Genomic DNA, 26,519 nt, shown 5'->3' on the forward strand with positions numbered 1-26,519 from the left:
CTGTTTATCGACGGACACGTAGGAGAATGAACCGGAAGACCGACTCCTGCACGGGGGCGGGGAGGATTGACCAAGTGCCGATACAGGCGATGCCGGCGATGCGGCGCAGCAAGTGGCTGGGGCCGAAGTTCCGCACTCGTGCTCGGAGGTTGAAGCGCCAGTGGTTCGGATGGCGGCGCGTCTGCGCTTGCCTGTACTTTACTAGCACGTCCGGGACGTTCGCGAACTTCACACCACGATTTAGCCACCGCAGCCAGAGATCGAGATCCTCTGCGAAGCGGAACGTCGGATCGTAGCTACCGAAGCGCTTGGCGATATCGGCACGATACATGACCGTCGGATGCGCCAGCGTGGTCGTGAACTGAAGCTTGCGCGCGATTTCTTCGGAGCGCTCTGGGTAGTGGCGCTCTGCAGTCGGTCGGCCTGCCTCATCGATTAACTGCAGCCCTGCGCCCACCACGCCGACGTCCGGAGACGCGTCCATGAACGCCACCTGGATGGCGAGCCGTTCCGGTAGGCAGACGTCATCGGAGTCGAAGCGAGCCAACAACGGCGCTCTCGCCAAAGATATCGCGAGGTTCAGACTACCAGGTAGACCCAAGCGTTCGGTCGGATGGATGTAGTGAAACCGCGGGTCGCGCGCACAGATGCGTTGGCAGGCCTGCGCGGCTTCCGGGCAGGTACTTTCATCGACCACGATGCACTCGAAGTCGGTGAAGGTCTGCTCCATCACGCTGGACAGGCTCTGCTCCAGGATATGTTCCGGCTCGTTGAATGCCGGAACCAGGAGCGTCACCTTCGGGGTGTTAGCCATTCGTAACGCCTGCCGCGAAGCCTTCCTGTGTCGCAATTTGGTCGATCGCGTGACGCACGGCGTCGGCGGAGTTTCGGCTGGGAGCCCAGCCCGCCTCGCGCAGGCGCTCAACGGAGTACTGGAACTTGGGCACGTCGCCGACCCAGCCCTTGTTGCCGGTGCCGAAGTGGATGCCAGCCTGGGGGCTCACACGCGCGATGACTGATTGGGCGATGAAGCGGACCGTTACGCCGTCGTCGACCGGTCCGATGTTGACCGGGAAAATCTTGGGCAGGTGAGTGGCGGCACGGATGTGCATCATGGCGTCCACGAGGTCCGACACATGCAGATAGGCCTTTTGCTGGGTGCCGTCACCAAGAACGTCGAGGCGCCCGGGGTCTGTCTGGAGCTTGTTGATGAAGTCCAGGATCACGCCATGGGTTGCAGGAGCGCCGACGACGTTGGGGAAGCGGAAAAGGTTCGCGCGTTCCAAGTAAGACTCGGCGGCAGCAGAGATGAGTGCCTCTGATGCCAGCTTCATGGCGCCGTAGTTAGATATTGGCAGCAATGGGCCGATGGCCTCGTGCAGCGGCACGCCGCCGAGGTCGCCGTAGATGGCCGAGCTGGATGCGAAATGCAGGGCCGGGACCTTGTAGAGCTTCATCGCCTCGAGCAGCGAGAAGGTGGTCATGAAGGTGTCGCGCAGGTCGACGTTGGCGTCCATGACGCCGGCGGGGATGTCGGAGTTGGCGGCCAGATGCCAGACCTCGTCGATGGCTCCCAACTTAAGGGCGGACTCGAATGCCTGCAGTGTCGCGGCGTGATCGGACAGATCGACGTGGACGAAGTGCACACGGCCTGGCGCGGCGTCGCGTGCGGCGTCGAGGTACTCCTCGCGGCCGCGGCACAGGTTATCCAGGACCATCAGGTGACGGTCCTCCTTGGCGAGCAGGGGCAGCAGGTTGCATCCGACGAAGCCGGCACCCCCGGCGATGATGGAAACGTTCATTTGGAATTGACCTGGATATGAGATTGTACGAGAGGAAGGGCGGTCAGTTCGCCAGGCCCTTTTCCTTGAGCTCCGCCATCGCGCGGGCCGGATCGGCCGTCACGACGGGCTGCGTGCAGACCCAGGCGGCGAAGCGGCCGAGACCCTCTTCGATGCCGACGGACGCCTCGAAGTTCAGATGGGCCTTCGCGGCCGAGGTGTCCGCGAAGCAATGACGGATGTCTCCGACGCGGAAGTCGCCGGAGATGCGAAGTGCCGAGTCGCTCTTGAGGATGGACCTGAGCGTGTTGGCGATCTCCAGCACGGAGGTCGGTTTGCCGGTGCCCACGTTGAAGACGCGATAACCGGTGGAGGCGCTGCGCAGCGAGATCTCGATGGCGCGCACGACATCTGACACATGGATGAAGTCGCGGGACTCCTCGCCGTCCTCGAAGATGTTGATCTCCTTGTTCTGCCGAAACAGGTTGGAGAAGATTGACAGGATGCCGGTGTACGGATTCTTCAGCGACTGACCTTCGCCATACACGTTCTGGAAGCGGAGGGCGTCGATGGACATGCCGTAGCCGTCCGCGACGATGCGGCAATATAGTTCGGTCGCGTACTTCGTCGCGGCGTAGATCGACGCGGGAGAGATGGCGTGCTGCTCGGCGGTACCGATCGCGCGCAGCGGCGAGCCGTCCGCGGCGCGGTGATCCCATTGCTTCGCACCGAGGTCGCGCGGTGATCGGGGCGCCGGGAAGTGCAGGGCACCGTCGGCGGAGACATAGGAACCTTCGCCGTAGACGGAGCGGCTCGAGGCGAACACGAACTTCTTGATCCGCTGCCGATGCTGGGAGGCAGCTTCCAGCAGCAGCGCGGAACCCGACACGTTGATGTGGGAGTACTTGTTGATCTCGTACATCGATTGGCCGGTGCCGGTCTCGGCGGCCAGGTGGACGATGGCGTCGGATTTCAACACGAGATCCTTCACGAGGCGTTCGTCGTTGACATCGCCACGGACCAACGTAGTGTTCGGCAGGTCCTTGAGGATTGCCGGCCAGTCGACGTTCTCGCCGTGAATCTGCGGCGACAGGTTGTCCAGCACCAGGACCGAGTCACCGGCGCTTGTGAGCGCCCGTGCGAGCTTCAGCCCGATGAAACCGGCGCCACCGGTGATCAGAATATTCATTTCATTCCCCTGTTCAAATTGGTTGCATATGTCGAGCTCAGCCCGCCCTTGATCCCCGACAGCACGCCCGACAGAAATTGCCTGTTCCGCTTGATCGAGTCCTTGAACAAGAAGTTCTTGAACGGAACGAAAAAGAGCCGTGCCGTCAACAGCGCGTTCGGAAAGTTGAAGGGACCGTGCTTCCGGAGGAGGTAGGCGGTGTTGATGCCCTGCATGTGGAGTCGCATCGGGGATGAACGGTTCATCGCGCCGAACACGGTCTTCTCGGGTTCGCCCAGTTGGTGGCCGATATGGATCCCGTGGATCTGGCTGACCTGGCCGCCGGCCCTGTAGAGGCGGTAGGAGAAGTCCCAGTCGCCGTAGTCCATGAAGAGCTTCTCGTCGAACCATTCGGGCAGAAGTTTCTGCAGGCGTTCGCGCGACAGGATGGAGGTGGATTCCTTCGCAAGGATCAAATGGCGGTTCAACGGAGAGACGAAGTTCTTCTTGTCGAAGACCGTGACACATACTGTGGCCGGATCGCTGGAGAAACACTGTTCGGCCTTCGTCACAAATGCCCTCACGTCTTCTGGACTGATCTCACTGTCCTGATTCCATAGCCAGAAGTGGCTGTACGTTTGTTTCTGTTTGATCACCAAGTTGTAGGAGGCGAGCGTGCCCAGATTGCGGCCCGAATCGATGACGCTCGCGTGGTGCGGGCCGGCGGGCACGTCGAGTTGAATCGTGCCCCCGTTGTTCACGACTATGACGTCTCCCGCCTCCAGCAGCGACCTGACCAGGGAGGAGAGTCGCTCGTTGTTAGGGAAGTACGCGCAGACAATTGAAAGAACTTTGTCCATTGAGCTGAGAGTCAACTGTGATGCGGAATGGATGCGTTCGCGGAGAGTCGCGATCCGAGGAAATGAATCGCCATCAGGCCGAGCGTAATTGCCGAGAAGATGGCGAAAGACTTAGCGAATACCGACAGCCCGAGACTCCACCCCGTACGGAAGCAATCGCGCAGGTAGTAAGTAGCTACCAGCAGGGCGACGCCTGCTGCGAAGTTCCTGGCCGAGGCCCTTGCCAACAGCATGAATACGAGTGCACCGCCGATGACGCCCAGTCCCGCCCAGTCACCGAAGTAGAAGATCGCTTCCGCGACCGGGTTGCCCGCCAGTCCGATTTCCAGTCCGGCCGCGTTGCTGATGATGTCCGAGTACCACTCCGTCGTACCCGTGTACTTGCTGCCCGAGTAGCTCAGCGCGGAAGGGATGCTCTGCCAGGAAATCGTGAACTCCCCTAGCATCGCCGCCAGCGATTGCGCGGGATCGTTCTGGAAGTCGGAATAGAAGATGAATCGCGCTGCTAGGAGCGTTCCGACTATGGTGGCGAAGCTGATCAGGACCGCCTTACGGGACATCCGCGAATTCCATGTTAGGAGGAACAGATAGGTGAGCAGATGCGTGGCGTAGTTGTGCTTAGAGAACACCACCTCGAACAGGATGGGGACGACGAAGAACAACGCGCCCCAGCCTCGCATGCCGGCTTTTAGGCCCGTTACCAGGAAGAGGCAGAGCAGTACGTTGTATTTCAAGCGGAGTCCGTACTCGGAATTGAGTTCCTCGTACGCCGCATGGGCAGCGACCTTGTCGAAATAGATCACCGTATCGAGGTCGCGCAGCGCATTGGCGAAGAAATAGGCGGAAAGGAGGATCGTGAGCCAAGCGATTACGCGAGCGGCGTTGCGGTTCATCTTGAGGGCGTCGCTGCGTATGACGATGTCCTTCGGCACCAGCAGGATGATCAGGAAGGTGCAGCCCGAATAGAGCGCGCCTACCGCGAAGTCGGCTGGCGGAGTCGGGGCGAGCGCCAGCACTTCTCTGACGCTGGTGGCGAAAACCAGCGGCAGGATTAGGTACAGGAAGCACAGGCTTCCTGCGATCAGCCGGAATGGAACGATCAGGTTCACAGAGTCTCGATGGCTTCGATTACGGCGCGGCCGAAGTCTTCCTTGCGGCAGAGATAGCCTTGGTCTAGATAGCTGTCATAGAGTGACAGGGCTTGGGTTTCCAGGTCTGGCAGCTCAAGCCGGGCCAGGACGTGTTCGCTCAGCTGGCTCAGCGTGCCCTCCACATGGATGCCGGGCAGATGGAATTCGGGTGGCGATTCGACGTACGGCGACACCGGCATGCATCCGCTGGCCATGTGTTCGAAAGGGATAAGCGAGGGGTTCGTTAGATTGAATGACACGCCGACGCGGGAACGGCGGTACACGTTCCCGAGAGTCTCCAGCGAGGGCAGGGCTCCCAGGTGTTCAACGCGGGCCTTGGTCAGGCGTTTGGATAGGTTCGAGCCGTAGAACGCGATCCGCAGATCGGGGCGTGCCACGAGGAGCGTCTCGGCCAGTTGCTCGCAGACCAGCGCGCATCGACGCGGAAGTTCCGGCTTGTGGAAGAACAGGACATCAATGTCCCGCTTGGCGGCAGAAGCCGGGCTCGCGTGATAAATCGCGGGATCGACGGGAAAGGGGAGGTAGGCGGTGCGGCCAGGCAGTTTCATCCACTTGCCGGAGGCGATGAAGGCTTCAGGCCCCACTTTGACCTTCGCCGCGTGGTAGTAGCGCGTCGAGATGGGAAAGAACAGCTCGTCGTAGTCCTGGATGATGTGGTTCCAGCGGGACGGGAACTTCGCTAGCAGGTCGGGCAGGCTTAGGCTGAAGATGAAGCTGGTCGTGACGTATAAGTCCGCGGCAGTAGGCAGGGACGATGCGACGTCCGCCCTAAAGCCGTACTCCCTTGTTAGCGAGGCATCGGTCTTCTCGGGGTTCTGGATGTAGAGCTGTATCGACTTGCCGAGGTGGCCTGCCAGTGCGTTCACTATGCGCGCAACATTGCGGAGTCCGCCGGAGCGCGGCTCCAGCCGATAGACCAAGACGACCATCGTGCCTGCGCTCGCGGGCCCGCCAACACGTAGGGTGTGATTTAGGCTTGCCGCACTGCGCTTGTAGTCCGCTGCAATATAGAGATTCTTAAGCAGGTTGATCATGTTTGCGGGATGCGAAGACGATAAGCCCGGCCATCAGTAGCAGCTGGGGACAGATGTAGACGGCTAGAACGTCGACGGGATGCAGGGGCAGGAGGCGAGACGAGGCGATTGTCACGCCGAACAGGGCTATGCCATTGATCGCGAGGATGCCCGTGGCGTATCGGGCTCCCAGGGAGATCGTCCCGTAGGACAGTAGGCAGCCAGAGGCTAGGTAGGCCACGGCAATCGAAGGGCTGGCGACGTCGAGTATCGCGGCTGAGGAGATGGCCGTCAGTGTGAGCAGGAAACCAGCTCCCGTTGCACCGGCCATGTGGCGCACCTTGCCCTTCACCCGTGCATAGAAATAGACCAGACTGCCGCCGATGGCGACGGCTCGCTCCATCATCACGAAGTTGGCGACGGCCGTCGCGTCCTTCTCGTACGACACCAGCGTCAGTATCACGATGGAGGAAGCTGTCGGTAGCAACTGCGACACGATCAACGTCCACGCGTGCAGGCGTTCGCTTGCGACGCTGGCCTGGCGAGGTTCCGTTGCCCGGCGGCGGCTGGCGAGCGCCGTCAGTAGGTACGGCAGGATGAGCAGCATTAGCAGGAGGTCGGCATCGACTGCGACCCACTTGCCCCAAACTAGAACGGTCAAGACCGCGGTGGTGAGGATCGGTGCCGCCGCCGCCGCCATAGTCAAGCGGCTTGGTGCTCCCGCTAGCGCCTCCCGATGCGTAACAAGGAAGGCGGAGATGCCGAGCGCCAAAGCTATAGTCGGGGGAGCAATTCCAGTGTTTAGGCAGACCCATGTCAATAGCGCGACGGAGGCGATCTTCAAGCCCCCAATGCCGCTCCTGAACTGGGATTCAGACAATTGCACTGCCAAGTTGGCCGTTAACGACAGCGCTGCGAGGAAAGCAGAGAAGAACAGCAAGTCGCGCGACCCGGTGCTGCGCACCGCGACCGAGTACAACATCGTCGAGTTGAAGAAGAGGAGTGCTTGATAGGCGATCCGGGCCTTCATGGTCATTTCAGCAATTGCGCGATGCGGCCAATAGTTGAAGTTCAGGTGTGTGGGATGGGCTGTTTTGGGCAACCCGCGCGCGACAGCGGCCATAGCCGCGTGCCGCTGCCGCCTGCAAGGATGATGGGGAGTACTTGAATGTCAGACATGGATGGAAAACCGAGAGATCACGCTGCTTTCGAGCGCTGCTGCCAAAAATGCCTGATCAACACCACCATGCAGCTCAGCAGCAGGGCTGCTAGGGCCGTCGCTGCAGCCAACATGGTGCGTTTGGGTTTGCTGCGTTTTTCAGGTGGTGTCGCTGCGTCCAGTACCTGAATCAGCGTGCCCTCGCGAGCCTCATCCACGCGGGCCAGCTCGAACTGACGGGCGTAGACATCAAAAAGCGCCTCTTGGTATTTGTATTCGCGAAATGCGCTGATGTAGTCCTGCTGGCTGCCTGTTGGCAAGGGCTGCTCCATCTGCGCCAGTTGTGAACGCATGCCGGCCAACGCGGCCTGGGCTTGCTGCATTTCGGGGGCGTTGTCTGCCAATGTGCGGCGCAGCGTGCCAATCTTGACTTCCTGCGCTGCAATTTCAGCCTTGGTGCGCGCATAGGCTTCAGCAGCGCTGCGTGGTTCGCTTTTGAGTGCCCCAGCCGAAAAGCCAGTTTTTTGAAGAGCCGTTTGAGCTGCTGTCAGGCTGGTTTTGACTTTGCCGAGTTGCAACTCAAAAAATTGACGGCGCTGCTGAGCCTCGGTCAAGGCCAAGCCATTGGACAAACGCTTGAGCTCTTCCACATAAGCATTGGCAATTTCGGCCGCGCGCTGAGGTACTTCGTCGTCCACTTCGACGGAGATGAGGTTGTCTTTTTTCCCGGCAGCGATGCGCACATTGCCAGCAAGCTCTTTGCGGGCGTCCACGCGGAACTTCGATTCATACTCAGCATCAAGCTTGAAGCGTTCGATGATGCGGTCGCTCAATGTGGCGCTTTGCATCAGGGCCACGTACTGGTCCGCTGGGCTTTTCACGCCGGCCGCGGCGCCGGCAATGCCCGAGAGTGCGCCCAGGGACGCCAGGGCAGCGGCGGCTGAATTTTGTTGCGCCTGCGGGCTGATAAAGCTGGTGCGCGCGGTGTAAGTGGGCGGAATGAGCAGAGCAATGCCGTAGGCACCCAGGCCTGCAGCGATGGTGATGCCTGCAATCAGGTGTCGTTTGGGCCAAAGGGCACCGAGGACCTCGGTCAGGCTGATTCCGTCGTCTTCGTAGGCCAAGTCCTGCGAAGCGGTGCGTGGGGCGTTGCTCATATCAGTTCTTCAAAGTCTTCAATGCCGCAGCACCCAGGCCGAATTGGTAGAGGATTTGGGTCCACTCCTTGGCTTCTTGTGCGAAGGTGGTTTTGTTCAGCTCTTCGGGCACGAAGATCGTGTCGCCAGGCAGGGCTGGGACATTGAGGTTGCTGCCCACGCCAAACCAGCCGCTGCCGGACTGGCGAGCGCTGACCACGCTGCCGTTGGCACGCAATACAAAGACGCTGCCGGTGTCCGCGCCACGGGTGGGGCCACCTGCGAGCTTGAGCATGTCGTTGACGGTGCTGCCAGCGTTGATCAAATAGCTGCCGCCGTTGAACACGCTGCCAAACACACCCACGGTGTTGGGGCGGGCAGGGATGTTGAGGCGATCGCCATCTTCTACCGCAAGCGCGGGCAGTTCGCGTGCGGTGGCGTCGAGCTGCAGCACCAAGCGCCCGGTGGGTTTGACAGCGCGCAGGCGCTCAATCAAGCGACTGCTGTTGTTGGCACGTGCAGCCTGACTGTTGGCCTCGTCGGCGCTCAAAGCTTTCAGGGTGGATGTGGACTTGGTGAATTCCAATTCCAAATCGCGCAGCGCGCGCTCGTAGTTTTCTTGCTGGGCTTTGCGAACGCTTTCCCGTGTGAACTCCGCGCCAAAGATGTAGGCCTGCGGGGTCAGGCCGCCAGCTGCCGCAATCGCGTCAGCCAAGCTGCTTGTTGGTGGCAGGATGTATTCGCCCGGGTGGCGCACTTCGCCTTGCACCAGCACACGCTTGTGCTGGCGGTGCTGTGGCAGGAATGCACTGACGGCACTGAACACGCGCACGATGTCACCGTGGGTCAGGGTCGTGCGGTTCTCAGCGGGCATGGCCAGCTGATTGATTCGTTGTTCATTGCGGTCAGCCAAGCGCTCTATGGCCACGCGACTGCGGTCGGCCACGGTGTTGAATCCGCCTGCCATGCTGAGGGCATCGGCCAGTGTTTCGCCATCGACCAGTTCAACCACAGCGCTGCGGTTCACACTACCGAGCACGCCAACCTGGGGACCCACCGGGTGGATGTGGATCACATCTTCAGCCTGCAGTGCCAGGTCGCCAGATTTGTCGCCCTTGACCAGCAGATCGTAGAGGTCCAAGCGGGCTACAGCTTTGCCGCCACGGCGCAGTTCAATCTTGCGGAAACTGCCGCTGGCAGATGGGCCACCGGCCTGCAGCAGGCCGCTGACAACGGTAGACAAGCTGCTGACGGTATAGGCGCCGGGCTTCTGGGTGAAGCCGGTGACGTAAACACGAATGCCACGCAGCTTGCCCAGGGCGGTGCTGAGCTGGAAGTTGCGAAACACCTGGGCGACACGGCGCTGCACCGTGTCGTTCAAATCGCTGTAGCGCACACCTGCAACCAGCACACTGCCCACGCGCGGCAACGAGATGCGGCCGCTGCGATCCACCACCACGCGCAGGTCTGCATCTACCGACCCCCACAAGGTGATGTGGATTTCATCGCCCACGCCGATGAGGTAGTCGGCGGGAATTTGCCGCTGACCATCTGCCAATGGGCTGCGTGAATCCGGGGCGAGCAGTTCAGCGCCAAGGCGGCGCACCGGGCTTCCTGCCTGCGCGCTCACAAATTGCTCAAACTCGCTCAAGGGCTGGTCAAGCGCCGCGCCAATGAGTGGCGACGGCGTTGACGCCTCAGGCGCCTCGCTGCGCGGTGCCGCGGGCGACAGGCGCACCGGCCCCGAAGCCTCTACAAGGGATCGCTCGGCGGCTTGCTGGGTGCCGATGGGCTCTGCGGCCTGAGCCGCGCTTAAGCTCAAGAGCAATGCACTGGCTGCCAAGACACCCAAGCCAAGCTGACGCAACGGGCTGCGTGGGTGCGTGGCTGGGATGCTACCTAGGTGGTTTCTTTGCTGAGGCGTAGGCATGTAGGCGCGGCGAGGTCCAAAGAGCGGCGATTGTAAGCACGGCATAGGAATGTTTCAGCCTCCAAGCATGCGCAGGGCGAGCTTGTTCGTGTAGATCGAGTGCGTCGCTACACTGTGCGCATGCTCTATGTGTTCGTCCCGTTCTTTGTGGCCATGTTGGTGACACTGGTTGTGGTGCATTCGTCGCGCAGCCATGGGCACTTATCTGCTGACCACGATTTGTCTGGCCCGCAGAAATTTCATGCGCGTCCTGTGCCGCGTATTGGCGGTGTGGGAATTTTTGTGGGTGTTTTGGTATGCGCGGGTTTGCTGCTGTGGCGCCACCATCCGCACGCCCAAATCGGGCTCATGCTCTTGGCTTGCAGCGTGCCAGCCTTTGCGGCGGGCTTGATTGAAGACTTCACCAAACGTGTCTCGCCCGGCAAGCGCCTGCTGGCAACGGCGGTCTCGGCGCTGCTGGCGGCTTGGTGGATGGGGGCCTTGATCACGCGTACCGACATTCCGGGCATGGATTGGGTGGTTGGCACCACGCTGGGTGCGACGCTGATTACTGTGTTCGTGGTGTCGGGGGTGGCCAACTCCATCAACATCATCGATGGGTTCAACGGCCTGTCCTCGATGTGTGTGTGTCTGATGTTGTTGGCCATGGCCTATGTGGCCTTTGTGGTGGGAGATACCGCGCTGGCCTTGTGGGCACTGATTGCAGTAGGGGCTGTTCTGGGCTTTTTTGTCTGGAATTTCCCCGGCGGGATGATTTTTCTGGGCGATGGCGGCGCCTATTTCCTGGGCTTTTTCCTGGGTGAAATTGGTGTGCTTCTGCTGTCGCGAAACCCGGAGGTGTCACCGCTGTTCCCTCTCATGGTCTGCATCTACCCGGTGTTTGAGACCATGTTCTCCATCTACCGCAGGCGCTACATCCGTAGCGCCCCGCCGGGTGAGCCTGACGGCATCCACCTGCATTCCCTGATCTATCGCAGGTTGATGCGATGGGCGATTGGCGCCCAGGATGCCCGACTGTTGACTCGGCGCAACTCCATGACGGCTCCGTATCTGTGGACCTTGTGCGGCTCGTCGCTGTTGCCAGCCTTGTTGTTTTGGGATTCCACACCCTGGCTGGCGGCTTGCTTGCTGGTGTTTGGTGTTACCTATGTGCGGCTGTACTGGCGCATCGTGCGCTTTCGTACGCCGCAATGGATGGTGTTTCGCCAGCGTGCGGAGCAGCAGCGCGAGCACCAGCATCACTGAGCAGTACGCGTTTGTGGGGGTTGGCGGATAATGCTGCCCCATGACTGATCACACTCCGACTCCGGCGGCTTGCTTCGACACTCTGCCGCTGGACGCCAAGCTGCTGCGTGCTGTAGCCGACCAAGGCTATGCCACCATGACGCCCATTCAGGCCAAGGCCATTCCCATCGTGCTCAGTGGGCGCGATGTGATGGGCGCAGCGCAAACGGGCACGGGCAAAACGGCAGCGTTCTCCATTCCTCTGCTGCAGCGCATGTTGCAGCACGAGAACTCCAGCGCATCTCCGGCGCGCCATCCGGTGCGTGCCTTGGTGCTGGCGCCCACGCGCGAGCTGGCTGACCAGGTGGCCAACAACGTCAAGGCCTATGCCAAGCACAGCCAGCTGCGTGTGGCATGCGTGTTTGGTGGCATTGACATCAAGCCTCAAATGGAAGAGTTGCGCCGTGGTGTCGAGGTGCTGATTGCCACGCCCGGGCGGCTGCTGGACCATATCGAAGCCAAGACGGCGGCGCTGCATCAAGTCGAGTATGTGGTGCTTGACGAGGCCGATCGCATGTTGGATATCGGCTTTCTGCCGGACCTCCAGCGCATCTTGAGCTACCTGCCCAAGCAGCGTCAGACCTTGCTGTTTTCGGCTACGTTTTCAACGGAAATCAAGCGTCTGGCGCAGAGCTATCTGCAAGACCCAGAGTTGGTTGAGGTGGCGCGGCCTAACGCCACGGCCTCCACGGTGGAGCAGCGTTTCTTCAGCGTCGAAGACGACGACAAGCGCCGTGCCGTGCAGTACCTGCTGCGCGAGCGTGGCATCACGCAATCCATTGTGTTTGTGAATTCCAAGCTCGGTGCGGCGCGCCTGGCTCGGTCGTTTGAGCGCGATGGACTCAAAACCGCCGCGCTACATGGCGACAAGAGCCAAGACGAGCGGCTCAAATCGCTCGAGGCCTTCAAGCGTGGCGAGGTGGAGCTCTTGGTAGCAACTGATGTCGCCGCTCGCGGCTTGGACATCGCCGACTTGCCCGCGGTCTTTAACTTCGATGTGCCCTTCAATGCCGAGGACTATGTGCACCGTATCGGGCGCACTGGCCGCGCGGGGGCTTCGGGCTTGGCCTTCACGCTGGTGACCAAATCCGATGCGCGCTTGGTGGGGGATATCGAAAAACTCATCAAGCGCAAGCTCGACCTCGAAGCGCTGGAACTCGAAGACGATCGTCCGCGCCGCCCTCGCAGCGACTGGGAGCGTGGTCGTGAGGAGCCGGGCCGTGGTGAATCGCGTGGCGAGCGCGGGGCTGACGAGGGGCGGCGTGCTGCTGGCCCTCGTTACGCACCGCAAGCGCCGCGGGATCCCTTCTTTGACAAGCCCTATGTCGCGCCTGAGCGCACCGAGCAGCCTGCATGGGAAGCTGCCCCGGCTCCCACTGCTGCGCCGCGTGGTGCCACGGGCAATATTCGCCCCAAAAAGAAGGTGGCGGCGCTTTTCGGGGCCAAGCAGACGGCGCCAGCTGCTGAGTCCTGAGCGCCTTGCTGTTGAATCAGCTGGGCTTTGCCTGAGGCTAGCCCAGCAGCCCAAACACTGCAGGCACTTTGTCTGGGATGTTCCAGCTGCGCTGACGCCATTGCACTACTGTGCCGCTGAGCGTGCGTGCGTGCTCCGTGCTCAGACCGTGACTGACTGAAAGCCTCGTGCCTGGGCGCAGCGTGCTGAGCAAAGCCTGCAGCAGCGCACCATTGCGATAGGGCGTTTCGATGATGAGCTGGGTTTGCTGCTCTTGCATCGAACGCTGTTCGAGTTGCTTGAGGCGCGCGGTTCGGCTGTCTGCTTCGACAGGCAGATAGCCCACGAAGGCAAAGCTCTGCCCATTGAGCCCACTGGCGGCCAGGGCCAGCAACAGACTGCATGGGCCGCTCATGGGCTGCACCTCAATGCCTAGTTGGTGGGCTTGCGCCACCAGCTGCGCGCCGGGGTCGGCGATGGCAGGCATGCCTGCTTCTGAAATCAAACCCAGGTCTTGCCCTTGAAGACAGGGCTGCAGCAGTTCCTGCCAGTGCGTGCTGTGTTGCACCTCCGAGCCGCGGCCCTTGTTTGGGCGGGGGAGTTCGCGGATGGCAATGTCCTGCAAGGGCTTGGCCAGCGGATAGATGCCGTGCACCCGCTTCAAAAAGGCACGCGCACTTTTGGCGTTCTCTGCCACCCAGTGTGTGAGTTGCGCCGCGCTGGCGATGTTGTGCTCAGGCAGTGAGCTGCGCAGGTCGGTGTTGGCGTCATCGATGCCGAAATCCAGAGGGCAGGGTACGAGGATCAATCGGCCAGTGGTGGTGCGGGTCGTCATGGCAGAGGCGGGTGGCAAAGTGGATTCATTCCCGCTTGGCGCAGCAGCTCTGCGGTGCGAATCAGTGGCAGACCAATCAGGGCTGTGGGGTCATCCGAGTCGATGCGCTCCAGCAGTGCGATACCCAGGCCTTCCGACTTGGCGCTGCCTGCGCAGTCGTAGGGTTGTTCGTGGTGCAGGTAGTTTTCGATTTCGGCGTCGCTGAGCTCGCGAAAGCGCACCTGCACCTGAGCCAGGGCTTGGGAAGAGAAACCGCTCGATATGCAGACCACGGCCACGGCCGTCTGAAACACGACGGTGCGCCCGCGCATGGCGCGCAGTTGTTCCACCGCCCGGACGTGGGTGCCAGGCTTGCCGATGGAATGCCCGTCCAGATCGGCCACCTGGTCGGACCCGATGACGATGGCCTCGGGATGGCGCCGTGCGACTTCCAGGGCTTTGGCCAGCGCCAAGCGCGTGGCGACTTGCACGGGCGCTTCGCCCGGCAGTGGGGTTTCGTCGACTTCAGGCGCAACGCAGCCAAACGGCAGGCGCAGGCGCTCCAGCAATTCTTTGCGGTAGCGCGATGTTGAGGCCAGGATCAGTGCCTTGGCGACTGTGGATGTGGGTGAGTGGGCGTGCATCATGCGCTGATTTTCCCACCGCATGGGGCGGAGCCTCTTACACTTGGCACGCATGAAAGATCGTGTTTTTGATCCGCAGCGTCTCGACATTGAGGCCTTCGCGCGGCAGTCCGGTGTGGCGCAAGGGAGCTGGGATACCCAGACGCTGCAGCGTTTGCGAGAGCTCGCGGCGCCCGACTACACCCATCCCTGGCCCGCTCTGGCGTGGCAGCTCGAAGGCGAGTGCATCACGCCTCGCGGCGCCGATGCGCAGTATTGGCTGCGCCTGACAGCGCAGACGGAGGTGCCGCTGACTTGCCAGCATTGCCTGCAGCCCGTGCTGCAGCAGCTTGATGTAGAGCGACGTTTTCGCTTTGTGAGAGACGAGGCCCTTGCGGCTGAGTTGGACCTGGACAGCGAGCACGAGGTGCTGTCCTACACCGGCAATGTCGATGCACTGGAGCTGGTGGAGGACGAGCTGTTGTTGGCCTTGCCCCTGGTGCCGCGTCACGATCAATGCCAGGAGCCGTTGAGCCACCACGACGAGTTGCCCGAGGAGGCTGAGGCTGAGGCAGCTCCCCACCCATTTGCGGTGCTCGCTGCACTCAAAAAGGACAAGTAGGCTGCTTGGGGTGGTCTGTGCTATACTCATGGACTTTTCCCGGCTTGCGGGTGCTGGCTCAGTGGTGAGCGGTGGTTGCAGGCACGGGCCGAGGCATCGGTAGTGGGCAGGGCGTAGCGCCCGCTCAACGAGCAAGCCTCGAACGCACCGAAGCCTTTAGGAGAAACAACATGGCCGTTCAGCAAAACAAGAAGTCGCCTTCCAAGCGTGGCATGCATCGTTCGCACAATGCGCTGGTCAACCCCGGCGTGGCGATTGAGCCCACCACCGGCGAAGTGCATCTGCGTCATCACATCAGCCCCAATGGCTTCTATCGTGGCCGTAAGGTCCTGAAGACCAAGGCCGACGCGGCCTGAGTGATCGAGCGAGGTTGCCTGGGCTTTGCGCCCGCGGCTACTTGATGCATTGAATCCGACAAGCCCGGCACAGCGCGTAGCGTTGACCGGGCTTTCGTTTTTCTGTGCATTGGCTGCGGGTTGAGCTAGGGGCAGTCCCCTTGATGTGTGTGGCAAGCCTCGCTTAAGGTGCGAGCCCTTGCTCTGCCTGAGTCTTACCACCCGATTGTGATTTGATGCCTTCCATTTCGGATTCCTTTTCTCACCTGCCGCCTGTGTCGCCGGTGCGTTTGGCGGTGGATTGCATGGGTGGAGACCACGGCCCGTCCATCACCTTGCCCGCTTGCCAAGCATTTTTGCAGTCGCACCCGGATGCTGAGTTGCTGTTGGTCGGCAAGCCGGAGGCGCTGGCTGCAGCTGCTTCCTGGCCGCGTTGCCGCGTGGTGGCAGCCACCGAGGTGGTGGAGATGGATGATCCTGTCGAGGTGGCCCTGCGCCGCAAGAAGGATTCTTCCATGCGTGTGGCCTTGAGTCAGCTCAAGTGCGGTGAAGGTGAAGGTGAAGGCGAGGCGGCGGCACATGTCTGCGTCTCTGCAGGCAATACGGGCGCACTCATGGCAGTGGCGCGCTATCTGCTCAAGACCTTGCCGGGTATTGATCGCCCGGCCATTGCCTCGGTGATGCCCAATTCAACGGGCGGCTACACGACAGTGCTGGATTTGGGTGCCAATGTGGACTGCACGGCTGAGCACCTGCTTCAGTTTGCAGTGATGGGCAGCGCCTTGGTTTCGGCTGTGGATGGAAAGCCCGAACCGACGGTGGGCCTTCTGAACATCGGTGAGGAAGTGATAAAAGGCAGCGAGGTCATCAAGCGCGCCGGAGAGCTGTTGCGTGATGCGCATGCCCGGGAGGTGTTGAACTTCTACGGCAACGTTGAAGGCAACGACATCTTCAAGGGCACCAGCGACATCGTGGTGTGCGACGGCTTTGTCGGCAACGTGGCACTCAAGACGGCCGAAGGCTTGGCGGGCATGATTTCTGAGTTCATGCGCACTGAATTTCAGCGCAATGCACTGACGAAGTTTTCAGCGCTCTTGGCAATGCCTGTGCTCAAGAGCTTCAAAAAACGCGTGGATCACCGCCGTTTCAATGGCGCGGCCTTGCTGGGTTTGCGCGGCCTGGTCTTCAAAAGCCACGGGTCGGCAGATGCCTATGCCTTCGAGCGCGCGCTGTTGCGCGCGTATGATGCGGCCCGCAACCGGTTGATGGACCGGGTTCACGAACGCATCGTGGCGACCCTGCAGGCCTCCGAGGCCTCGGGCGCTGCTTCTGCGCAAGACCAGGCGGCCTCGCCCGCCCAAGCTGCATGACCACTGTTACTCCTCGCTTCACCCGTATTCTTGGCACGGGCAGCTACCTCCCTGAATCACGCGTCACCAATGCCGACTTGGCCCAGCGCCTTGCGCGCGACGGCATAGAGACGTCAGACGAGTGGATTGTTGAGCGCACCGGCATCCGGGCACGCCACTTCGCGGCGCCTGACCAACCTTCCAGCGATCTGGCCTTGCATGCCGCGCGTGCGGCTTTGGAGGCTGCGCAGCTGTCGGCGTCAGATCTTGACCTGATCATCGTGGCCACATCCACGCCAGACATGGTCTTCCCCTCCACGGCCTGTCTTTTGCAGCACAAGCTGGGAGCTCCCGGTGGCGCGGCGTTTGATGTGCAGGCTGTTTGCTCCGGGTTTGTGTATGCGCTGACCGTGGCTGACGCCATGATCAAGTCCGGCGCAGCGCGGCATGCCTTGGTGGTGGGGGCTGAGACCTTCTCGCGCATCCTCGACTTCAAAGACCGCACCACCTGCGTGCTGTTCGGTGACGGTGCGGGTGCGGTGGTGCTTGGTCCTAGCGACGAGCCCGGCATTCTGGCCAGCGAGCTGCATGCCGATGGCCAGCACTCAGGCATTTTGTGCACCCCGGGCGGCCTCAGTGGTGGCGCGGTTCAGGGGCACCCCTTCCTGAAGATGGATGGGCAGGCTGTGTTCAAGCTGGCCGTGGGTGTGCTGGACAAAGTGGCGCGCTCGGTGCTGGAGAAGGCCGGCCGCACGGCGACCGACGTTGATTGGCTGATTCCGCACCAAGCCAATATCCGCATCATGCAGGGCACGGCCAAGAAGCTGCAGTTGCCCAGCGACAAGCTCATCGTGACCGTGGATCAGCACGGCAACACCTCCGCGGCCTCCATCCCCCTGGCGTTGGACCAGGCGGTTCGCGATGGACGCATCCAACGCGGCGACACCTTGCTGCTCGAAGGCGTGGGCGGTGGCTTCACCTGGGGTGCCGCGCTGCTGGACTTCTGAGCTCAGCACCGACAGCACCCCCAAGACTGAAAGTCCAATTTATGGCGACGACATTTGCTTTTGTATTTCCCGGCCAAGGCTCGCAAGCCGTTGGCATGTTGGATGCCTGGGGCGACCACCCCGAAGTGCGCCGCACGCTGGACGAAGCCAGCACGGCGCTGGGTGAAGACATTGGAGCCCTGATTCACACGGGCCCCAAAGAACAACTGGATCTGACCACCAACACCCAGCCCGTCATGCTGACAGCGGGCGTGGCGTGCTATCGGGCCTGGTTGGCCGAGACGGGTCTGCGCCCTGTGGCTGCTGCAGGGCACTCCTTGGGTGAGTACACGGCTTTGGTGGCTTCGGGGGCTTTGAGCTTGGCCGATGCCTTGCCCCTGGTGCGACTGCGCGCCCAGGCCATGCAAGAGGCTGTGCCCGTGGGGCAGGGCGCGATGGCGGCCATTCTGGGTTTGGATGCGCAAGTGGTGCGCGCCACCTGTTTGGAAGTGGCGGCGCAAACTGCTCAGGCGGTTGAGGCTGTGAACTTCAACGACCCCAAGCAGACCGTCATTGCGGGCAGCAAGGCAGGCGTGGATGCCGCTTGCGAAGCGCTCAAGGCCGCAGGTGCCAAGCGCGCGTTGCTCTTGCCGGTGTCAGCTCCATTCCACTCCAGCCTCATGAAGCCTGCGGCAGAGCGCCTGCGTGAGCGCCTCGCTGATGTCGCCTTTGCGACGCAGGACTTCCCGGTGATCAACAACGTCGACGTGGCGGTGACGAGCGAGGTTTCGGCCTTGCGCGATGCTCTGTACCGTCAGGCCTTTGGTCCTGTGCGCTGGGTGGAGGTGGTGCAGGCGCTCAAGGCGCGTGGCTGCACCCACATCATCGAATGCGGCCCCGGCAAGGTGCTGGCAGGCATGGTCAAGCGTATTGATGCTGAACTGATCAGCGCCACTGTCTTGGACCCCGCTTCGCTGGCTGAAGTGCGTGGCCTGCTGGCTTGAAGGAAGAAGGACTCAGCATGAGTGAATCGAAGCAAATCGCCCTGGTCACTGGCGCCAGCCGTGGCATTGGCCGTGCCATTGCCCTGACGCTGGCGCAACAAGGTTTTGTGGTGTTGGGTACGGCCACCAGCGCGGCTGGTGCTGAGGCCATCACGCAAGCGCTGGCGCCGCTGGGCGGCCGTGGTTTGGTCTTGAACGTGACCGACGCGGCCTCTGTCGAGGCTGTCATTGATGAAATCAGCAAGACCTACGGCGGCCTGCACGTGCTGGTGAACAACGCCGGCATCACCCGTGACACCCTGGCCATGCGCATGAAGGACGAGGACTGGGATGCCGTGCTGGACACCAACCTCAAGGCCGTGTTCCGCATGAGCCGTGCGGTGATGCGCACCATGATGAAGGCCCGCTATGGCCGAATCATCAACATCACCTCGGTGGTGGGGGCATCGGGCAACCCAGGTCAGGCCAATTACGCTGCAGCCAAGGCTGGTGTGGCCGGCATGACGCGCGCCCTGGCCCGAGAGTTGGGCAGCCGCGGTGTGACCGTCAACTGTGTGGCGCCTGGCTTTATTGCCACGGACATGACCGAAGTGCTGCCCGAGGCCCAAAAGGCTGCGCTGTTGGCGCAAATCCCCGCGGGCCGCTTGGGCACGCCCGAGGAAGTGGCGCACTCGGTGGCATTTTTGGCCTCGCCGCAGGCAGGCTACATCACCGGTGCTGAGCTACACGTCAACGGTGGCATGTTTATGAATTGAGGCCCGCTGCCGGCCCTTCGTGGCCGGGCGGCCCACCGGATTCACCCGGCCGGTGTAAGGCTGTTAGAGTGCGAGGGCGAGCGACTTCCTAGGAAGCCGGTCTGCCTCGGGCGCCGAATTTAGAGGCAACACTCTAAGGCTTTAGAATCCCGGGTTGTTCTAGCAATCCCCTCCTGGAGGAGTCATGAGCGATATTGAAACACGTGTCAAGAAAATCATTGCCGAGCAACTCGGCGTGCCTGAGGCCGACGTCACCAACGAAAAGGCTTTCGTTGCAGACCTGGGCGCAGATTCTCTGGACACCGTGGAACTGGTGATGGCCCTGGAAGACGAGTTCGGCATCGAAATCCCGGACGAAGAGGCCGAAAAAATCACCACGGTGCAACTGGCGATCGACTACGCCGTCAAGCATCAAAAGGCCTAAGGAGCTTAGGCTCCCTGGTGTTTCCTCAAGAGTCAACTGCATTCACGCATGAGCCGTCGTCGCGTCGTCATCACTGGTTTGGGGCTGATCAGCCCTGTGGGCAATTCTGTGACCGAGGGGTGGTCCAACATCACCGCCGGCCGCACGGGCATTGATCGCATCACTGCGTTTGATGCCAGCAACTTTGCCTGCCAGTTCGCTGGCGAGGTCAAGGGCTTCCAGGTGGAGGACTACATGTCTTCCAAGGAGGCTCGGACGATGGACCGCTTCATCCATTTCGGTATGGCTGCGGCGATTCAAGCGGTCCAGGATGCAGGGCTTGCCCATGGCGACCAACTCACCGAAGAGCAGGCCGAGCGCATCGGCGTGCTGGTGGGGTCGGGCATCGGGGGCTTGCCGATGATTGAGGGCACCCACGGAGATTTGACGGCGCGTGGCCCGCGCCGCATCTCTCCCTTCTTTGTGCCGGCCTCGATCATCAACATGATCTCCGGCCATGTGTCGATTCGCTACGGCTTCCAAGGCCCGAATCTGGCCATTGCGACAGCATGCACCACCGGGCTGCACAGCATCGGTGAGGCAGGTCGCTTGATTGAATACGGTGACGCCGACGTGATGATCGCCGGCGGTGCTGAATCCACGGTGTCGCCCTTGGGTGTGGGGGGCTTCGCTGCGGCGCGGGCGCTGTCTACGCGCAACGACGATCCGAAAACGGCATCCCGCCCCTGGGACAAAGACCGCGATGGCTTTGTGTTGGGCGAGGGCGCGGGTGTGTTGGTGCTGGAAGAGTACGAACACGCCAAAAAGCGTGGTGCCAAGATTTACTGCGAGCTGGCAGGGTTTGGGATGGGCGCTGACGCCTATCACATGACCGCTCCCAACGTAGACGGTCCCAAGCGCGCCATGCGCGCAGCTTTGCGCAACGCCGGTATTGCCGCCGATCAGGTGCAATACATGAATGCGCATGGCACCTCTACGCCGCTGGGCGACATCAACGAAACCAATGCCATCAAGCTGGCTTTTGGTGAACACGCCAAGCAGATGGTGGTGTCTTCGACCAAGTCCATGACGGGGCACTTGCTGGGTGGTGCTGGCGGCATTGAATCGGTGTTCACGGCGCTGGCCGTGCATCACCAAGTGGCGCCGCCCACCATCAACATCTTCAACCAAGATCCTGAGTGCGATCTGGACTACTGCGCCAACACGGCGCGTGAGATGCGCATCGAGTACGCAGCCAAGAACAACTTCGGATTTGGCGGCACCAACGGTACGCTGATCTTCAAGCGCGTTTGAGCGCGCTCACCATGGGTCAGGCGACGAGAACTGCGCCGCCCCTGGTGGTTTTCCTGCCGACAAGCCTCCCTCAGCTGCCATGGTCTTTGACCATTGCAGCTTTTGTTTTTGCCGTGCTGCTGCACTGGCTGGCTTCACTGTATTGGGTGGAGGAAGGCCAGTGGTTGCCGCCTTTGGCGGTGGCTCTGGTGGGCGCCGCCGCCATGCTGCTGTTGGCCTGGCGGCTACGTCCACGCCGGGAGGTGATCGCCGGGCGTCAGTTGTTGTGGGACGGCCAAGGCTGGTTTTATGTGGCAGGCGAGGGCGCGTGCCGCTGTGCTGTAGATGTCGATGTGCGGCTGGATTTGAACCACTGGATGTTGTTGCGCCTCGTTCCGCAAGGAGCGTCCGCTTGGCGCTGGGGGGACTATGTGTTTTTGCATGCCCGCCACTTGCCGGCGCAGTGGAACCAACTGTGTGCGACGCTGAAATGGGTGGAGCATGAGCACGCGAGACCGTGATGCCGACTGGCTGCTGGTGCAGGCTGCGCAGCAAGGGCGCGTCAAAGCCTTTGAACTTTTGGTGCTGAAGTACCAGCAGCGCCTGGAGTGGGTGGTGGCTCGCATGCTGCCCGTGGCGCAGGTGGATTCGGCGCCCGACCTTGTGCAAGAGGCACTGATCCGTGCTTACAAAGCACTCCCCGGCTTTCGGGGTGACTGCGCTTTTTACTCCTGGCTCTACCGCATTGCGACGAATACTGCCAAATCTGCCCTGATGCGGCCGCAGTTGCAGTTCGACCCGGAGCCCGAGATGGAAACTTTTGAGGCGCAAGCGGGTCTGAATGATGAGGGCAGCCCGGATGCGGTGCTCCAGAGCAAGCAGTTGGCTGAGGCTTTGGATCGCGCCATGCAGCAGTTGCCCGAAGAGTACCGAAGTGCGTTGACGCTGCGCGAAATCGAAGGCATGAGCTACGACGAGATCGCGCTGGCGCTGTCTTGCCCTGTGGGCACGGTGCGGTCACGGATTTTCCGTGCCCGCGAGGCCGTGGCGCAGCAGCTGCGGCCGTTGCTGGCCCACACCGCAGGGCGGCCATGGCGTTAGTTCGTGCGCATCGGTTGGATGAAGTCGGATTGGGGCATCGAAGGCTATGAACAACGAAAGCAAGCACGCAGAGTGGCTCAGCGGGGTTCAGGACGGCCACGCGTCGGCCGAGGAGCTGAACGCTGTGCTTGATGCGCTGGAGCGGCAGCCCGCTCTGGCGCAGCAATGGGTGGCGCATCAGCAGCTGTCGTCGGTGTTGGCGCAGGATAGGCCTTGGCCCGCACCCGACGCGGATCGGGTGGCTTCGGTCATGGCGGCCGTGGCGCGTCAGCCCCATCGGCTGTCCCGGGGGCCGACTTGGTGGCCACCGCTGGCTGTGGCGGCCAGCATGATGGCGGTGGCTGTGGGTGTATTGCACAGCCCCGGCTTTGTGCCTGTTGCTGGTCATGAGGCCCAGGGTCTAGCAGGCGCCCGCTTTGCGCCGACCTTTGTGGATGCGCTCAACCCCAGTCTCGCGCATCGCACTTTTGGTGTGCTTCCGCCTGCGCCTGCCGTGCCGCAGCGCACTTTTGAATCGAGTGAAGCCGAAGATTTTTGGGCGCTGGCTGGCGATCGGGAGTGAGCGGGGGGGGGGGGGGGCTGCAGTTTGGATGTCTGCTGACTCTGGCTTGCTTCAGTCCATGCGTGGACTGCGCCGTGTAGATGCTTGTGGATGGTGGATTGAGTGCTGTAGGTGTGGATAAGTCTTTTGCCTGCGGCAGCATGGTTGGATCAAGGCACCATCAAATAGACCTAAACGAGGCTATTTTCAGCATATGATGGCGACCCTATTTCCCGACTGTATTGCTTGGTTTTGATTGTTGATAAGGTGTTGATAACATCCCTGTTGGCACCCTGCAACGAGACCCTGTCGCTGCTTTGGCCCATGCCTTGACTCACCCTTTTGGCTACAATGGGGGCCCAACAAGCAGTTGCCATTTGTTTTGTTGGAAGGCGCGTCACCTCTTTCGACGTGCCTTTTTTTTAGCTTCAGCATGGGCCTTGCGGCCCGATTTCGCTTGGCGACCAGTGCGTGCGCGGCAACGGCCCCGAGCCGTCTTGCCTGGTAGTACGGCGCAGCCCCGAACAGCATGAATCACATCCGTAATTTCTCCATCATTGCCCACATCGACCACGGCAAGAGCACGCTTGCTGATCGGCTCATCCAGCGCTGCGGCGGTTTGAGTGACCGCGAAATGGAAGCCCAGGTGTTGGACTCGATGGACATCGAGCGCGAGCGCGGCATCACCATCAAAGCGCAAACCGCTGCTCTGCAGTACAAGGCGCGCGATGGCAAGACCTACAACTTGAACCTCATCGACACACCGGGCCACGTGGACTTTTCCTACGAGGTTAGCCGTTCGCTGTCGGCCTGCGAGGGGGCTTTGCTGGTGGTGGATGCTTCGCAGGGCGTGGAAGCACAGACCGTGGCCAACTGCTACACCGCGCTGGATTTGGGTGTGGAAGTGGTCCCTGTGCTGAACAAGATGGACTTGCCCCAGGCCGACCCCGAACGCGCCAAGGCAGAAGTCGAGGACGTGATTGGCATTGATGCGAGCGACGGTATCCCGTGCTCGGCCAAAACGGGGCTCGGTATTGACGACATCTTGGAAGCCGTTGTGGCGCGCATGCCTGCCCCTAGAGGGCAGGTGGATGCGCCGCTGCGCGCCATGATCATCGACTCCTGGTTCGACAACTACGTCGGCGTGGTGATGTTGGTGCGCGTCGTCGACGGCACGCTCAAAAAGGGCGAGCGCATTCGCATGATGGCTACCAACGCCGTCTATCCGGCTGACCAGCTCGGCGTGTTCACACCCAAGAGCGAGTCGCGCGATCAACTCAATGCGGGCGAGGTGGGCTTCATCATCGCAGGCATCAAAGAGCTGGCGGCGGCCAAGGTGGGTGACACCATCACGCTGGAAAAGAAGTTGCCCAACAACCTGGGGCCGGCCGAGAGCGCGCTTCCGGGCTTCAAGGAAATTCAGCCGCAGGTGTTTGCGGGTCTCTACCCCACCGAGGCCAGCGAATACGACCAGCTGCGCGATGCACTGGAAAAGCTCAAGCTCAACGACAGCTCGCTGCGCTTTGAGCCCGAGGTGTCGCAGGCGCTGGGCTTTGGCTTTCGCTGCGGTTTCCTCGGCTTGCTGCACATGGAAATCGTGCAGGAGCGGCTGGAGCGTGAGTTCGATCAGGACCTGATCACCACCGCTCCGAGCGTGGTGTACGAGGTGCTGCTGGGCGACGGCACCTTGATCGAGGTGGAGAACCCCTCGAAGATGCCCGAGGTCAGCAAGATCCAAGAGATTCGCGAGCCCATCGTCACGGTGCATCTGTACATGCCGCAGGAATACGTGGGCCCGGTGATGACGCTGGCCAACCAGAAGCGCGGCGTGCAGCTCAACATGGCCTATCACGGCCGCCAGGTGATGCTGACCTACGAAATCCCGCTGGCGGAAATCGTGCTGGACTTCTTCGACAAGCTCAAGTCGGTGTCACGTGGCTACGCCTCCATGGACTACGAGTTCAAGGAGTACCGCAGCTCCGATGTGGTGAAGGTGGACATGCTGATCAACGGCGACCGCATTGATGCGCTGTCGCTGATCGTGCACCGCACCCAGAGCCAGTACCGCGGCCGACAAGTGGCGGCCAAGATGCGCGAAATCATTCCGCGCCAGATGTACGACGTGGCGATTCAGGCGGCCATTGGCGCCAACATCATCGCCCGGGAGAACATCAAGGCGCTGCGTAAAAACGTGCTGGCAAAATGCTACGGCGGCGATATCACGCGTAAGCGCAAATTGCTGGAAAAACAAAAGGCAGGCAAGAAGCGCATGAAGCAGATCGGTTCTGTGGAAGTGCCTCAGGAAGCCTTCCTGGCGATTTTGCAAGTCGAGGAATAATGAGCAAGCCCTTCATGAATGTACTGACCAGCGCTTTGTTTGGGGCGCTGCTGGTTTACGGTGGCGGCTGGTATGCCGGATATTGGCTGGGCAATTTCTCGCTGCTGCTCTTCATTTTGGCTTTGGTCACAGGGCTTTATTGGCTGGCCGAGCAGTTCTACTTCCGCCCTCAGCGTGAGGGTGCAGCCGAGGCCTTGCTGGCCAATGACGCCAAGCGACGCGAGGCCTTGGCCGCACAAGGCATTGCAGCGCCTATCGAAGGGCAGTTGGAGCAAGCGCGTGAAGCCGTCTTGCGTCAGCCCTGGTGGTTGGACTGGACCGCAGGTCTGTTCCCGGTCTTACTGATCGTGTTTTTGCTGCGCTCCTTCTTGTTCGAGCCCTTCAAGATCCCGTCGGGCTCCATGGTGCCGACGCTGTTGGTCGGCGACCTGATCCTGGTGAACAAGTACCACTACGGCGTGCGTCTGCCCGTCATCAACAAAAAGATCCTGGACAACGAGCCCGTGCGCCGCGGTGATGTGGTGGTGTTTCGCTTTCCTGAGGACACGCGGCTGGATTACATCAAGCGCGCCGTGGGCCTGCCCGGTGACACCGTGCAGTACGTGAACCAGCAGCTCTACGTCAACGGCAAGCTGGTGCTGGCCCAAACCCAGGGGCAGTATTACGACGAAGACAGCATGCGCTACCGCGCTCGGTTCACCGAAAAACTCGGGGACCGCGAGCACCAGATGCTGGTGCAGCCGGACTTTCGGCCCACCATCACGCCCAGCTCCATGTTCCCGCACAGTGATCATTGCAAATACAGCGTGGACGGCGTCACCTGCACCGTTCCGCCTGGTCACTACTTCATGATGGGTGACAACCGGGACAATTCTCTGGATTCGCGGTTTTGGGGTTTTGTGCCGGATGAGAATATCGTCGGCCGGGCCTTTATGGTGTGGATGAACTTCAGTGACATCAAGCGTGTAGGGGTCATCAATTAGTACGCCTTCAAAGGCGTCTGCATAGGAGCTGAAACATGACGCGTACTCAAGCGGGGCAGCGGGGCCTTAGCCTGATTGGTTTGCTTTTCTGGGCAGTGTTGATCGGTTTTTTTGGCATCGTCGCCATTCGCACGGCACCATCCGTGATGGAGTACTACACCGTGCTCAAGGCGGTGAACCGCATTGCATCGGGTAGCCCCTTGACGGTTGGGGCAGCGCGTCAGGAGTTTGAACGCATCAAGCAGGTGGAGTACTCCATCGTCAGCATCAGCGCCTCAGACCTTGATGTGACCAAGGTCAACGACAAGGTCAAGATCAGCTTCGCCTACGATAAAGAGATCGAAATCGCTGGCCCCGTCTATTTGCTGATCAAATACCGGGGCGAGTCCCAGTAACGCTCGGCCCCAAGGCACTGACAGCAAGCGCTGCGGTGCCTT

The 26,519-nt window shown here is 61.3% G+C and carries 27 protein-coding genes and 1 pseudogene; 16 read left to right on the forward strand and 12 right to left on the reverse strand.

Annotation, left to right across the window (positions count from 1 at the left end; genetic code table 11):
* Window positions 1-4: 4 nt before the first annotated feature.
* From ACG0Z6_RS02860 to ACG0Z6_RS02905, 10 genes and pseudogenes are all read right to left on the reverse strand, one after another.
* Entirely contained in the window at window positions 5-814 is an 810-nt protein-coding gene (locus ACG0Z6_RS02860) for a glycosyltransferase family 2 protein (protein WP_394458551.1), read from the reverse strand.
* Entirely contained in the window at window positions 807-1,802 is a 996-nt protein-coding gene (locus ACG0Z6_RS02865) for an NAD-dependent epimerase/dehydratase family protein (RefSeq protein WP_394458552.1), read from the reverse strand. Before ACG0Z6_RS02865 ends, ACG0Z6_RS02860 begins: the two co-directional genes overlap by 8 nt.
* Before the next feature lie 43 nt (window positions 1,803-1,845).
* Window positions 1,846-2,970: an NAD-dependent epimerase/dehydratase family protein gene (locus ACG0Z6_RS02870; protein ID WP_394458553.1), complete on the reverse strand. Its 1,125-nt coding sequence runs from the start codon at window positions 2,968-2,970 to the stop codon at window positions 1,846-1,848.
* On the reverse strand, window positions 2,967-3,809 hold the full coding sequence (locus tag ACG0Z6_RS02875; RefSeq protein WP_394458554.1) for a glycosyltransferase family protein: 843 nt from the start codon (window positions 3,807-3,809) through the stop codon (window positions 2,967-2,969). The genes ACG0Z6_RS02870 and ACG0Z6_RS02875 overlap by 4 nt, the downstream gene beginning before the upstream one ends.
* Before the next feature lie 11 nt (window positions 3,810-3,820).
* Entirely contained in the window at window positions 3,821-4,918 is a 1,098-nt protein-coding gene (locus tag ACG0Z6_RS02880; RefSeq protein ID WP_394458555.1) for a hypothetical protein, read from the reverse strand.
* On the reverse strand, window positions 4,915-5,994 hold the full coding sequence (locus ACG0Z6_RS02885) for a rhamnosyltransferase WsaF family glycosyltransferase (RefSeq protein ID WP_394458556.1): 1,080 nt from the start codon (window positions 5,992-5,994) through the stop codon (window positions 4,915-4,917). The genes ACG0Z6_RS02880 and ACG0Z6_RS02885 overlap by 4 nt, the downstream gene beginning before the upstream one ends.
* Window positions 5,978-7,096, reverse strand: coding sequence for a hypothetical protein (locus ACG0Z6_RS02890; RefSeq protein ID WP_394458821.1), 1,119 nt, complete (start codon window positions 7,094-7,096; stop codon window positions 5,978-5,980). Before ACG0Z6_RS02890 ends, ACG0Z6_RS02885 begins: the two co-directional genes overlap by 17 nt.
* Window positions 7,054-7,152 (reverse strand): annotated as a pseudogene (locus ACG0Z6_RS02895) (sugar phosphate nucleotidyltransferase); the annotation flags it as partial. The pseudogene ACG0Z6_RS02895 and the gene ACG0Z6_RS02890, both read right to left, overlap by 43 nt.
* Before the next feature lie 18 nt (window positions 7,153-7,170).
* Window positions 7,171-8,289, reverse strand: a complete 1,119-nt coding sequence (locus ACG0Z6_RS02900; RefSeq protein ID WP_394458557.1) for a Wzz/FepE/Etk N-terminal domain-containing protein — start codon at window positions 8,287-8,289, stop codon at window positions 7,171-7,173.
* Window position 8,290: 1 nt separating this feature from the next.
* Window positions 8,291-10,090 (reverse strand): SLBB domain-containing protein, encoded by a 1,800-nt coding sequence (locus ACG0Z6_RS02905; RefSeq protein WP_394458558.1) that lies wholly within the window; start codon window positions 10,088-10,090, stop codon window positions 8,291-8,293.
* A gap of 228 nt (window positions 10,091-10,318) precedes the next feature.
* Between ACG0Z6_RS02905 and ACG0Z6_RS02910 the strand changes: the two genes are divergently transcribed.
* Together ACG0Z6_RS02910 and ACG0Z6_RS02915 are read left to right on the forward strand one after the other, a co-directional pair.
* Window positions 10,319-11,443 (forward strand): MraY family glycosyltransferase, encoded by a 1,125-nt coding sequence (locus ACG0Z6_RS02910; protein WP_394458810.1) that lies wholly within the window; start codon window positions 10,319-10,321, stop codon window positions 11,441-11,443.
* A gap of 40 nt (window positions 11,444-11,483) precedes the next feature.
* On the forward strand, window positions 11,484-12,956 hold the full coding sequence (locus ACG0Z6_RS02915) for a DEAD/DEAH box helicase (protein ID WP_394458559.1): 1,473 nt from the start codon (window positions 11,484-11,486) through the stop codon (window positions 12,954-12,956).
* A 37-nt stretch (window positions 12,957-12,993) separates the two neighbouring features.
* Here ACG0Z6_RS02915 and ACG0Z6_RS02920 read toward each other — a convergent pair whose 3' ends face one another.
* Both ACG0Z6_RS02920 and ACG0Z6_RS02925 read right to left on the reverse strand, forming a co-directional pair.
* Window positions 12,994-13,770 (reverse strand): SAM-dependent methyltransferase, encoded by a 777-nt coding sequence (locus ACG0Z6_RS02920; protein WP_394458560.1) that lies wholly within the window; start codon window positions 13,768-13,770, stop codon window positions 12,994-12,996.
* Window positions 13,767-14,393 (reverse strand): Maf family nucleotide pyrophosphatase, encoded by a 627-nt coding sequence (locus ACG0Z6_RS02925; protein ID WP_394458811.1) that lies wholly within the window; start codon window positions 14,391-14,393, stop codon window positions 13,767-13,769. Before ACG0Z6_RS02925 ends, ACG0Z6_RS02920 begins: the two co-directional genes overlap by 4 nt.
* Window positions 14,394-14,445: 52 nt before the next feature.
* Here ACG0Z6_RS02925 and ACG0Z6_RS02930 point away from each other — a divergent pair, with 52 nt between their 5' ends.
* The 14 genes from ACG0Z6_RS02930 to ACG0Z6_RS02995 all read left to right on the forward strand — a co-directional run bounded on the left by ACG0Z6_RS02930 (window position 14,446) and on the right by ACG0Z6_RS02995 (window position 26,477).
* Window positions 14,446-14,994: a YceD family protein gene (locus ACG0Z6_RS02930; RefSeq protein WP_394458562.1), complete on the forward strand. Its 549-nt coding sequence runs from the start codon at window positions 14,446-14,448 to the stop codon at window positions 14,992-14,994.
* 170 nt (window positions 14,995-15,164) lie between these two features.
* Window positions 15,165-15,350 carry a 50S ribosomal protein L32 gene (gene rpmF / locus ACG0Z6_RS02935; protein WP_394458563.1) on the forward strand — a complete coding sequence of 62 codons (186 nt, stop codon included), beginning with the start codon at window positions 15,165-15,167 and terminating at the stop codon, window positions 15,348-15,350.
* A gap of 215 nt (window positions 15,351-15,565) precedes the next feature.
* On the forward strand, window positions 15,566-16,699 hold the full coding sequence (plsX, locus tag ACG0Z6_RS02940; protein ID WP_394458565.1) for a phosphate acyltransferase PlsX: 1,134 nt from the start codon (window positions 15,566-15,568) through the stop codon (window positions 16,697-16,699).
* A complete protein-coding gene (locus ACG0Z6_RS02945) occupies window positions 16,696-17,685 on the forward strand; it encodes a beta-ketoacyl-ACP synthase III (protein ID WP_394458566.1) in 990 nt (329 codons plus the stop codon). The genes plsX and ACG0Z6_RS02945 overlap by 4 nt, the downstream gene beginning before the upstream one ends.
* 41 nt (window positions 17,686-17,726) lie before the next feature.
* Window positions 17,727-18,668 (forward strand): ACP S-malonyltransferase, encoded by a 942-nt coding sequence (gene fabD / locus ACG0Z6_RS02950; RefSeq protein WP_394458567.1) that lies wholly within the window; start codon window positions 17,727-17,729, stop codon window positions 18,666-18,668.
* Window positions 18,669-18,685: 17 nt separating this feature from the next.
* Window positions 18,686-19,423, forward strand: a complete 738-nt coding sequence (fabG, locus tag ACG0Z6_RS02955) for a 3-oxoacyl-ACP reductase FabG (RefSeq protein ID WP_394458568.1) — start codon at window positions 18,686-18,688, stop codon at window positions 19,421-19,423.
* A gap of 184 nt (window positions 19,424-19,607) precedes the next feature.
* Entirely contained in the window at window positions 19,608-19,847 is a 240-nt protein-coding gene (gene acpP / locus ACG0Z6_RS02960) for an acyl carrier protein (protein ID WP_394458569.1), read from the forward strand.
* Window positions 19,848-19,895: 48 nt separating this feature from the next.
* Window positions 19,896-21,140, forward strand: coding sequence for a beta-ketoacyl-ACP synthase II (gene fabF, locus ACG0Z6_RS02965; protein WP_394458570.1), 1,245 nt, complete (start codon window positions 19,896-19,898; stop codon window positions 21,138-21,140).
* Window positions 21,137-21,640, forward strand: coding sequence for a hypothetical protein (locus tag ACG0Z6_RS02970; protein WP_394458571.1), 504 nt, complete (start codon window positions 21,137-21,139; stop codon window positions 21,638-21,640). Before fabF ends, ACG0Z6_RS02970 begins: the two co-directional genes overlap by 4 nt.
* Window positions 21,621-22,220, forward strand: coding sequence for a sigma-70 family RNA polymerase sigma factor (locus ACG0Z6_RS02975; RefSeq protein ID WP_394458572.1), 600 nt, complete (start codon window positions 21,621-21,623; stop codon window positions 22,218-22,220). The genes ACG0Z6_RS02970 and ACG0Z6_RS02975 overlap by 20 nt, the downstream gene beginning before the upstream one ends.
* 46 nt (window positions 22,221-22,266) lie before the next feature.
* Window positions 22,267-22,782 (forward strand): RseA family anti-sigma factor, encoded by a 516-nt coding sequence (locus tag ACG0Z6_RS02980; protein WP_394458573.1) that lies wholly within the window; start codon window positions 22,267-22,269, stop codon window positions 22,780-22,782.
* Window positions 22,783-23,290: 508 nt separating this feature from the next.
* Window positions 23,291-25,099 (forward strand): translation elongation factor 4, encoded by a 1,809-nt coding sequence (gene lepA / locus ACG0Z6_RS02985; RefSeq protein WP_394458574.1) that lies wholly within the window; start codon window positions 23,291-23,293, stop codon window positions 25,097-25,099.
* Window positions 25,100-25,113: 14 nt separating this feature from the next.
* The gene (gene lepB, locus ACG0Z6_RS02990) at window positions 25,114-26,082 is read left to right on the forward strand and encodes a signal peptidase I (RefSeq protein ID WP_394458575.1); all 969 of its coding nucleotides are present in this window, start codon (window positions 25,114-25,116) and stop codon (window positions 26,080-26,082) included.
* A 35-nt stretch (window positions 26,083-26,117) separates the two neighbouring features.
* On the forward strand, window positions 26,118-26,477 hold the full coding sequence (locus ACG0Z6_RS02995; RefSeq protein WP_394458576.1) for a DUF4845 domain-containing protein: 360 nt from the start codon (window positions 26,118-26,120) through the stop codon (window positions 26,475-26,477).
* The last annotated feature ends 42 nt before the right edge of the window (window positions 26,478-26,519 follow it).

The organism is Roseateles rivi (assembly GCF_043555845.1).
Lineage (GTDB): Bacteria > Pseudomonadota > Gammaproteobacteria > Burkholderiales > Burkholderiaceae_C > Roseateles > Roseateles rivi.